We start from the raw sequence: 10,144 nt of genomic DNA, 5'->3' as shown, positions 1-10,144 counted from the left end.
TCTACTTTTCCAGTAGGTCTATTAATTATACCATTTTTTAATGTAAATAGCTTAATTTTTTTTATTTATGCGTGATTTTATTATTTATACTATGCTAAGTTGACGACATTGAAGGTGCGCCTCCTCCTTCAGGATAAAAGTAGGTCTTATCAAGTTTTATATGAAATTCATTATTTTTTTCTATTACTTCAAGTACTTCTGCAGTAAAAGTTTTTTCGTATTGATTATGGTAATAAAGTTTTTCCATTTAGTATCTCCTTTTAATTTGAGTAAGAATTAATCCTCTAGTAGAAACAAAAACACTTCTTCTAAAGACAGACCATAGTAAGAGGAACTAAGGGTTTTAAATTTTTTACTTAGTTTACTCTTTATATTCTTAATATAAGAAAGTCTAAAAGGTAAGTATTTTTCGATAGTATTTATATATTCTTTAGAATAATATTCTCTGTTATCAACAATAGCAAACAATATCATTTGAATGCAATTATCCTTAATGAGTTTTTTTAACTCATTAGATTTAGAATACTTAAAACAATCAGCTGTATCAACTACATAGTATACTAAATTAATCAGTTTATTAGTAATTGAGTCTAAAGGGTATTTACCGGCTAGTTGAGACATTATCGTCATATGATTATTCTCTAAATCTTTTTTTATATCTTGAAGATCATCACAGAGTTGAAGGAAAAAGCCATAGCCATAGGAGAAGATTTCCTCTTCTTTAGTAAGTGAACCATCTATTAAATAAGCATCTGCTAAAACAGAAGTGCCTCCTTTTTCAATGGATATACCAAGTATATCACTTTCATATGGAAGGGTAATTGCATCTTGTTGAAGCAGACTTCTTTCTTGTGCATTGTGAATTAGTAGAAGACTCTCATATACAAGTGGATAAGACTCGCGATTAAATACCGATTCTATATGCGAAACTAAGTCAAAAATAATATCTTCATTGGGATTTTTTGAAATTACAGGTTCTCCTTTTAACCTTTTAGAAAAATTCAAGTTGAAAGTTTTTTTTGTGGTTAAATCAACAGTAGTATCATCTAAAAAATTATCGGTGTAGGGATAAAGAAGGCTGTAACCTGAAATAGCATCAGTTAATTTCATTGGGAGATTTAAAATTTTTTGAAAAATGTTAACTATCCATACGTTTCTTAAAGCTTGCCCTATATCTTCAAAAGATAATGAAGAATCTAAACTTCTGCATTTTTTAATAAATAATTTAGTACTAGTTATAAATTCTTCCTTCATTGTTTTATCTAAAGTACCTAGACTGAACATTTCATTTTTATAAATGGTAGAATCAATAAGTTTATAAAAATCTTCTTTCCATTCCAATCGTCTATTAAGATCTTCGGGAAATTGATTGATATGTTTTAAAAATATATCAATTTGGGAATTAAAAAGTTTTTCCTTCTGTATCTTATTCCAGTAATCATTAGAAGTTAAATTAAAGTTTAACTCAGCACTAGAATTCCACCAAAGTTCTCTATAAAGAGAATTTAAAAAATCTATATTAATAAAATAAGTCATAAAATTCAAATATCCTCCAAAGTAATTAATACTATTTTATCATAATAGAAGGCTTAATAAGACCGTAAGTATATAAAACTTTTCATAAGGATATCTTAATTTTTTCTGAAATAAAAAAATCTGGAGTAGGGATGAATCTCTACCTCCAGACATAACAGCTTACTATAAAACATATTTAAATATACAAAAATAATGAGATAATGTACCTAACAAAATGAAGATGTGGAATATCTCATGAAACCCTAAGTGTTTAAAAGTTAGGAATTTTGGCTTTACTGCATAAATTACACCACCAACTGTGTATAAAATTCCACCTAATACTAAAAGAGAAACTCCATTAAGAGATATGGCAGAATATAGGGGAACTATAGCAAATACAGCTATCCATCCCATAAGTATATATATTAAAGTTGAAAGCCATCTAGGACAATTGAACCAAATCATTTTAAAGGATATTCCAAGAACAGCTATTGTCATTATAATTGAAAATAATACCCAACCTGTAACGCCTTTTAGAGCAATTAAGCAGAAAGGAGTATAGGAACCAGCAATAAGTACAAAAATCATTGAATGGTCAAGTTTTCTTAAAAAGCTTATTACTTTGTCAGAAGCAATAACCATGTGATAAGTAGCAGAAGCAGAGTAAAGCAGTATCATGCTAATACCAAATATTATTACTGCAGTGATATTTAAAGGTGTGGCTGCGGAAAATGCTATTTTAACGATCATAGCAATTAATCCAACAAGTGAAGCAATAGCACCAAATAAATGAGTTAGTCCATTTATAGGTTCTCTAATGTATTTATTCATGATCAAAACCTCCTAGTGACAACATGTAGTTATAATAACTATGTTGTATCTTGATTATATTATGATGGTATTATATCCATATGTCAATAATATATTACCATATTTATTAAAAAATTTTCTTACAGTAATATTAAATTACAATTAATGTCGATAATTTAGAAAGTATATGATATAAATATAATAGAATGTAGTAAATAAAACTACACCTTGGAGGTTTACATGGATAAAAATGAATTAGATAATCTGATAGATAATTTGTATTTAGATGAAATTATTGAATTAGATGAAATACCAGAGCTAGATTTATACATGGATCAAGTAATTCAGTTATTCGAAAATAAATACAATAAAACTTTAAGGAATGAAGAAGATAAAGTTTTAACCAAAACTATGATTAACAACTATGCAAAAGATAAAATATTTATGCCCATAAAAAACAAAAAATATTCTAAAGAACATCTGATACTTATATCTCTTATATATGAATTGAAGGGTTCTTTATCTATAAGTGATATAAAAAAAGTTTTAACTCCTATAGTTTCAACTTTAAATAATAATGAAGAGTACGACATAAGAAGTCTATACAGAGATTACACTGAAGTATATGGGGAAGATGTAAATCTTTTTAAAGAGAGTGCCGCAGATAGGTTAAAATACATAGAAGATAAACTTAAAGTTGAAAAGGGTGTATTAGATGGATTTAATAGGAAATTAATTTTATTGAGCTCATTAGTTAATATGAGTAACTTTTATAGAAGGCTTGCAGAGAAGGTAGTTGATGATATAAATAGCTCAGATAAATAAAAGGAGGTTGCATTTGAGGTTAAAACTCATTGATGCAGCCTCCTGTACCCTATCTATTAACTTCAATTCCGTATTTTTTACACTTCAAAGATATGGTTCTATGAGTTAAACCTAAGGCTTTGCCTGCCTTATTATAACTACCATAGACTTTCATTGCCTTTTCTATAATTATCTTTTCGTACTCTTCGAAGGTTAGAAGTTCATCTTGATCAAGTGGTAAGAGACTTTCTTTATGTTTTCCATCTTCTCTAAAATAGTAGGGGAGATCTCTTGGAGTTATTATGTCTCTTGAAGATAGGTTAATAGCTCTTTCAATTATATTTTCTAACTCACGTATATTACCAGGCCAAGAGTAATTTATAAGATGATTTAAAGCTTCTTTAGTTATTCCTTTTATATTTTTATTTAATCGAGAGTTCATTTTGTGTATAAAAAACTCTACTAAATCAGGAATATCTTCTTTTCTATCTCTTAGTGGAGGAAGTTGAATGCATAGAACATTAAGTCTATAATATAAATCCTCTCTAAATTCTCCGTTTTTAATCATTTCTTCTAAGTTTCTGTGAGTTGCAGCAATTACTCTAACATCTATCTTTTGTGGTGCAATTCCACCTATGCTTTCAACTTCTCTTTCTTGAAGAACTCTAAGTAACTTCACTTGCATAGATAGTGGCATATCGCCTATTTCATCTAAGAAAATAGTTCCGCCGTCAGCTATAGTAAACTTACCAGGTTTTGATTTAATTGCACCTGTAAAGGAACCTTTCTCGAAACCAAACAATTCACTTTCTAACAAGTTATCAGGTATAGCAGCACAATTCACTTTTATGAAAGGTTTATTGTTTCTATTTGAATTTTGATGGATAGCACTAGCTATAAGCTCTTTTCCTGTTCCACTATCACCTCGTATTAAAACTGTAGAAGTACTTTCAGAAGCTTTTTGAGAAATATATAAAATATCTTTTAAAGAGGAACTTATTCCAATTATTCCGCTGAAAGCTTTTGAGTTAAGAGTGTGTTTTAAAAGCTCTTCTTTATAATACTTAAGTTGTTCTTCAGATAACTCTAGTTTATTAACTAAGTCCTTCATCTCAGAAATTACCTTAGAGGTAGATAAAACTCCTTTGAATTCTCCATCTATAAATAAAGGAGTGACTGTAGAAATAATATCTATATTATTTTTTGTATGGACAACATTTTCAACTCTTTCTTTAGTATTAAAAACTTTAACTCTCAATCCATCTTGGGATATATCAAAAATGCTTTTGCCTAAATAGTTGGAACTATCCCCTAAATAATTCACATAAGCAGGATTAGTATAATTAATAAAACCATTCTCATCAACAAAGCAAATTAGGTCATGGGAACTTTCAAGGATTTTTTTGAATTTTTCATTTAATTCCTTCATGCCGACTATGTCAGATACATCTTGAAAAACTCCACAGGCACCAATAAGTTTGGAGTTGTTAAAAATAGGACTGCGATTTACTGTGATAATCTTTCCGTTTATATGCTGAATCTGCCCAAATTGCTTTTGAGGATTAGCTATTATATTAGGCAGTTTAGTATTATGTACTATCTTTTCAATAGATTTACCTATGGATTTAACATGTTCCTTTTCAAATACCTTAAGAGCATAATCATTTATGTAAGTTATATTTGAGTTTAAGTCAATTACAACGATTCCTATTGGAATAGAGTCTAAAATTTGTTCGTTAGCTATTTTACTCTCTTCTATGAATACATCAATTTGTTCCATCATAGAGGAATTAAGATTAACCTTAGTTAGTATATATGAATAAAGCTCATCTAGCGCAGCTGTAGCAGCTTCGGTATGTTCTTTTACCCCTATATTTATAGATTCTTTATAATGAACCTTTAAAGAAAGTAGAGCAAGCATAGAAACTCCAAGCCAGTCAGTTTTAGGTGGCTTTTGAATATAAAGATTAACATTATATTTAGATTTTAGCTTATCTACTTTATTAACTATCATGGCTGCAATTCTAGTATGAAGTCCGTTGGGGTCTAAAATTGATATAGATTTTGTATACATAAGACCACTCCTTGATAAAATTTATCAAAAATGATAGGGTTGATAAAAAATATCAACAATATAATTTTAACATAAACCCTTAATATAGCAAGGGTTTTGTATTTTCTTGATAAAAAGTATCAGGAAAATTTAAATTTAGGATAAATTTTTCAACAAAATATTAAGTAATTGTAAAATAAAGTTAAAAGTGTGAATATACATTTACTATAAAAACATTTACATTTCATATAAATTTAAAAAAGTGTGTTATAATATTATTGTTTGCATTGAAAACAATATATTTGGCATTATAATTGCTTGTTATTTATATGGTGATTTATTGAGAAATATATAAGCTAATAGCTATTTTTATAAGGAGGAATTCTAGTATGAAAAAAGGAATTGCAGCTTCTAAAGGTTATTCTATAGGAAAAGCATATATACAAGAACATGAAGAAATAATTATAACTGATGAAAAAGTAAGTGATATAGCAGGTGAAAAAGAAAAATTACATATAGCATTAGACGCATCAAAAGCTCAATTAGAGAAAATAAAAGAAAAAGCTGCTAAAGAAATGGGTGAAGAAAAAGCAGCTGTATTTGAAGCTCATATAACACTTCTTGACGATCCAGAATTCAGTGGACAAATGGAAGCGGAAATAGAAAACAATAGCTTAAATGCTATGAAGGCTGTAGAAGGTGTTACTAACACATTTGTAATGATATTCGAATCTATGGATGATGAATACATGAGAGAAAGAGCAGCTGATATAAAAGACGTATCTAGCAGAATAATAGCTAACCTTGCAGGAAAAGGCGGGGATGCATTCTCTATAACTGAAGAAGATACAATAGTTGTTGCACACGACTTAACACCTTCAGATACTGCTCAATTAGATAGAAGTAAGGTAATAGCTTTCTTAACTAATATAGGAGGAAGAACATCTCACTCTGCGATAATGGCTAGAACTTTAGAAATTCCTGCTGTTGTTGGATTAGGTGATATAACTACTTCTGTTAAAGCTGGAGATACAATCATAGTTGATGGTATAAATGGAGATGTTATCATAAATCCAGATAATGCTACAATAGAAGAATATAAAGCTAAAAGAGAAAATTTCTTAAAAGAACAAGAAGAATTAAGAAAATTAGTAGATGTTAAAACAGTTACTAAAGCTGGTAAAAGAGTTGAAGTGTGTGGAAATATCGGTAAGCCAGAAGATGTTCTTCAAGTATTAGCAAACGGTGGAGATGGAGTAGGTCTATTCAGAACTGAGTTCTTATATATGGATAGAGATAGTGCTCCAACTGAAGATGAACAATATGAATCATATAAATATGTTCTTGAAAAAATGGAAGGAAAACAAGTTGTAATAAGAACTTTAGATATCGGTGGAGATAAAACTCTTCCATACCTACCATTACCACAAGAAATGAATCCATTCTTAGGATATAGAGCAATAAGACTTTGTTTAGATAGAAAAGAAATATTTAAAGTTCAATTAAGAGCTTTATTAAGAGCTTCTATCTATGGAAATCTTGCAGTAATGTTCCCAATGATTTCTGGCTTAGAAGAATTCGAAGCTGCAAGAGAAGTTGTAGAAGAATGTAAAGTTGAGTTAAAAGCTGAAGGAAAAGAATACTCAGATAAAATTCAATGGGGTATCATGGTTGAAATTCCAGCTGCAGCTGTTTATGCTGATGAACTAGCAAAACATGTTGACTTCTTCTCAATAGGAACAAATGATTTAATTCAGTACACACTTGCTGCTGATAGAATGAGTGAAAAAGTATCATACTTATATAACCCAATGCACCCAGCAGTGTTAAGATTAATAAAGATGACAATAGATGGTGCACACAAACATGGTAAGTGGGTAGGAATGTGTGGAGAAATGGCTGGCGATGAAACAGCTATACCTACACTAGTAGAATATGGCTTAGATGAGTTCTCAATGAGTGCTTCATCAATGCTAAATGCTAAAAAATTAATAATGGAGCAATAGATATATATAGATAGCTCTTTAATCAAAATGCGTATTGGAGAAGTGAGAAATCACTTCTTCTTTTTTTTATCTTTAAATGTCCGAACATTCGAATGTTCGGACATTTAAAGATGAAAATTGCTATAGAAGGTAACGTATATTTTTTTATAGGAATATTTATGTGGAATTTTATTTAAAATATAGATATAATATAATTTATATTTGACTTTTTATTTATTTCATTGGGGTGTTTTATTAAATAAAAAGGGGGAGCGTAATGAAAAAGATAAAGATTGCCTTATTAGGTTTAGGTAATGTAGGAAGAGGAGTTTGGAATATAATTAATGAGAACGGAGAAGAGATAAGAAAGCGTTCTGGTTATGATGTAGAAATTTCTAAGATTCTAGTTAGAGATAAAGATAAAGCTAGAGGGGTAGAAGTTCTAGATGAAATATTAACAACAAATTATTTAGACATAGTAGAAGATAAAGAAATAAAGATAGTTGTAGAACTTATGGGAGGAGTAAACCCTGCCAAAGAATATATGTTAGAGGCAATGAGTAAGAAAAAACATGTAGTTACAGCTAATAAAATGGTTTTAGCAACTGAAGGAGAGGAGTTATTTGAAGCGGCAGATAGAGAAGGTGTAATGTTCTATTATGAAGCTTCAGTAGCAGGAGGAATTCCTATAATTCAAGGGGTTAATGAAAGTTTAGCTGCAAATAAAATTGAACAGCTTTATGGAATAGTTAACGGAACAACTAATTATATATTATCTAAAATGGAACTAGAAGACATGGATTTTGATGATGCTTTAAAAGAAGCTCAAGAAAAGGGCTACGCAGAAGCAGATCCAACATCAGATATAGAAGCATATGATGCTACTTATAAGTTGGCTATAATATCATCTTTAGCCTTTGGAACTAAGATAAGATATGAAGATATCTATAGAGAAGGAATCACTAAAATAAATTCTATGGATATAAAATATGCTAAGGAATTAGGTTTTGTAATAAAGCTTTTAGCTATTGCTAAAGATGTAAATGGAGAATTAGAGCTGAGAGTACATCCAACTCTTATACCTAAAACTCATCCACTAGCAAATGTTTATGATTCTTTTAATGCTATATTCATTAAAGGAAATGCAGTAGGAGATTTAATGCTTTATGGAAGAGGAGCAGGAGATTTACCAACTGGTTCAGCTGTGGTTGGAGATATACTTTCTGTATTAAGAAACGAAAGTAATCTAGAAAATTATTCTGCTATAAAGAATAATTTATGGGAAAGAAATCTTAAACCTATGTCAGAGGTTAATAGAAGGTATTATTTAAGAATAACAGTAAAAGATAAACCAGGAGTATTAGGAGATATAACTACTATCTTTGGTAAAAATAATGTAAGTATGAGATCAATCATTCAAAGAGAGAGAGAAGCAGATAGTGCCTCATTAGTTATAATAACTCACCATACTAAAGAGGGAGATTTAATGAATTCCGTAGATAGAATAAAGGAATTAGACTCTTTGGAAAGTGTGGATAATATACTTAGAATAGAAAGTTTTAATAGTAAATAATATATTTAAAGAGCTTTGTATCAATAATATAGATATAAAGCTCTTTTTTGTGATGTTTTATTATATAATCCTTAAATTTCCTACAATGTTTTTCATTTTGTTAACCATCTAGTTTTTTATATATGATATAATTTTATGTAGAAATATGTTGAGGTGATGTTAATAATGAAAAATGAAGGAAGTAAACTTTATAATAGAGCAATGAAACATTATTCAAATGGTAACTTAGAAAAGGCTTTAGATGTATGCGAAATAGGGATGTCATTAGGGCTTTCAAATGCTGCATTAATTAATTTAAAAGGCTTATTGTTATATATAGAAGGTGATTATGAAGGTGCTAAAGCTACATGGAAGATATGTAAGGATTTTAATGACGATGAAACTGCTAAAAAATATTTAATTTCTTTAGAGGAAGATTCTAATAAATTAGAGATGTATGTTCAAGCAAATTCCTTATTTAATAAAACAAAAATCAAAGAAGCTTTAGAGATTTTAGAAGAATGTAGAGAGAGTGACTTTAATTTTATAAATGTAAACATATTAATAGCTAAATGTTACCTTAAACTAGGTGAACAAGATAAAGCTAAATTTCATTTAATAAAAGTAGCAGAAAAAGATAGAAATAATGAAGAGTTAAAGGAATTAAAAAAGGAAATAGCTGATTTCCCAGAAGAAAAACCAAAGGTTACTCAAAAGCAAAAAATAGTTATAGGAGCTTCGTTAGTAGTTGTATTAGCAATAGTTGTATTAATAAAGCCTATAAGTTCAATGATTAAAGGAAAAGATAATACAAGCAGTGATATAACTATTAATGAAAGTGCTGAACAAAAAGAAAATGATGCAAAAATTGATGAATTAGTTAAAAAGGAATTGACTGTTAAGAATTGGGATGATTTAAAGAGCTATATATCTAGCAAGGATTACGAAAAAATTGGTGAATTTATCAAAGATGTGGATAAAAACACCTTAGATACTAATCAAAAGAAGCTATATAGTCAATCTAAAGAATTGTTAGATTTAGAGGGAGTAAAACATTTTTATGATAAAGGAAATACATTATTTAAATCTAAAGATTTTGGGAATGCTATAAAAGAATATGAGAAAGCGTATAGTATAAGTGAGGGAAACTATTTAAGACCTCATGTTGCTTATATGATAGCTTCTTGTTATGAAAAGTTGGAGGAGTATGATAAAGCAATAGAGCAATATAAGTATTACTTAAATGAATTTGCAGATGGTGATTATAGAGCAGAGGTAACTTATAAATTAGCTATGATAAATAAAGATATAAATAAGGAAGAAAGTAAAAAATATGCTCAAATTATCAAAGATACATACAGTAACTCCATGTATAATAACTCTAATATTAAGGAAATATTAGGACAATAGTTTTAGGAGGTACAT

The 10,144-nt window shown here is 29.0% G+C and carries 7 protein-coding genes and 1 pseudogene; 4 read left to right on the top strand and 4 right to left on the bottom strand.

Going from position 1 to position 10,144, the window contains the following annotated elements:
- Window positions 1-118: 118 nt before the first annotated feature.
- The 3 genes and pseudogenes from L1S49_RS08200 to L1S49_RS08190 all read right to left on the bottom strand — a co-directional run.
- Window positions 119-247: pseudogene (locus tag L1S49_RS08200) on the bottom strand (alanyl-tRNA editing protein AlaX-L); the annotation flags it as partial.
- 29 nt (window positions 248-276) lie between these two features.
- Window positions 277-1,536 (bottom strand): hypothetical protein, encoded by a 1,260-nt coding sequence (locus tag L1S49_RS08195; protein ID WP_238903475.1) that lies wholly within the window; start codon window positions 1,534-1,536, stop codon window positions 277-279.
- A 162-nt stretch (window positions 1,537-1,698) separates the two neighbouring features.
- Window positions 1,699-2,346: a hemolysin III family protein gene (locus L1S49_RS08190; RefSeq protein WP_238903474.1), complete on the bottom strand. Its 648-nt coding sequence runs from the start codon at window positions 2,344-2,346 to the stop codon at window positions 1,699-1,701.
- 219 nt (window positions 2,347-2,565) lie between these two features.
- On the opposite strand from L1S49_RS08190, the gene L1S49_RS08185 reads away from it, so the two are divergent.
- Entirely contained in the window at window positions 2,566-3,150 is a 585-nt protein-coding gene (locus L1S49_RS08185) for a DUF1836 domain-containing protein (RefSeq protein WP_238903472.1), read from the top strand.
- 49 nt (window positions 3,151-3,199) lie between these two features.
- Here the strand turns inward: L1S49_RS08185 and L1S49_RS08180 are convergent, their stop codons facing one another.
- A complete protein-coding gene (locus L1S49_RS08180; protein ID WP_238903470.1) occupies window positions 3,200-5,203 on the bottom strand; it encodes a sigma 54-interacting transcriptional regulator in 2,004 nt (667 codons plus the stop codon).
- Window positions 5,204-5,571: 368 nt separating this feature from the next.
- On the opposite strand from L1S49_RS08180, the gene ptsP reads away from it, so the two are divergent.
- The 3 genes from ptsP (at window position 5,572) to L1S49_RS08165 (ending at window position 10,129) form a co-directional block, all read left to right on the top strand.
- Window positions 5,572-7,188, top strand: a complete 1,617-nt coding sequence (gene ptsP / locus L1S49_RS08175; protein WP_238903468.1) for a phosphoenolpyruvate--protein phosphotransferase — start codon at window positions 5,572-5,574, stop codon at window positions 7,186-7,188.
- A 256-nt stretch (window positions 7,189-7,444) separates the two neighbouring features.
- Window positions 7,445-8,740, top strand: a complete 1,296-nt coding sequence (locus L1S49_RS08170; RefSeq protein WP_238903466.1) for a homoserine dehydrogenase — start codon at window positions 7,445-7,447, stop codon at window positions 8,738-8,740.
- 165 nt (window positions 8,741-8,905) lie between these two features.
- Entirely contained in the window at window positions 8,906-10,129 is a 1,224-nt protein-coding gene (locus tag L1S49_RS08165; RefSeq protein WP_181601602.1) for a tetratricopeptide repeat protein, read from the top strand.
- Window positions 10,130-10,144 lie beyond the last annotated feature (15 nt).

Origin of the sequence: Clostridium sp. YIM B02506, from assembly GCF_022324845.1 — a bacterium.
GTDB classification, from domain to species: domain Bacteria; phylum Bacillota; class Clostridia; order Clostridiales; family Clostridiaceae; genus Clostridium_T; species Clostridium_T intestinale.
The sequence above is the reverse complement of the archived record's forward strand: the minus strand, read 5'-3'. Positions and strand labels throughout refer to the sequence as shown.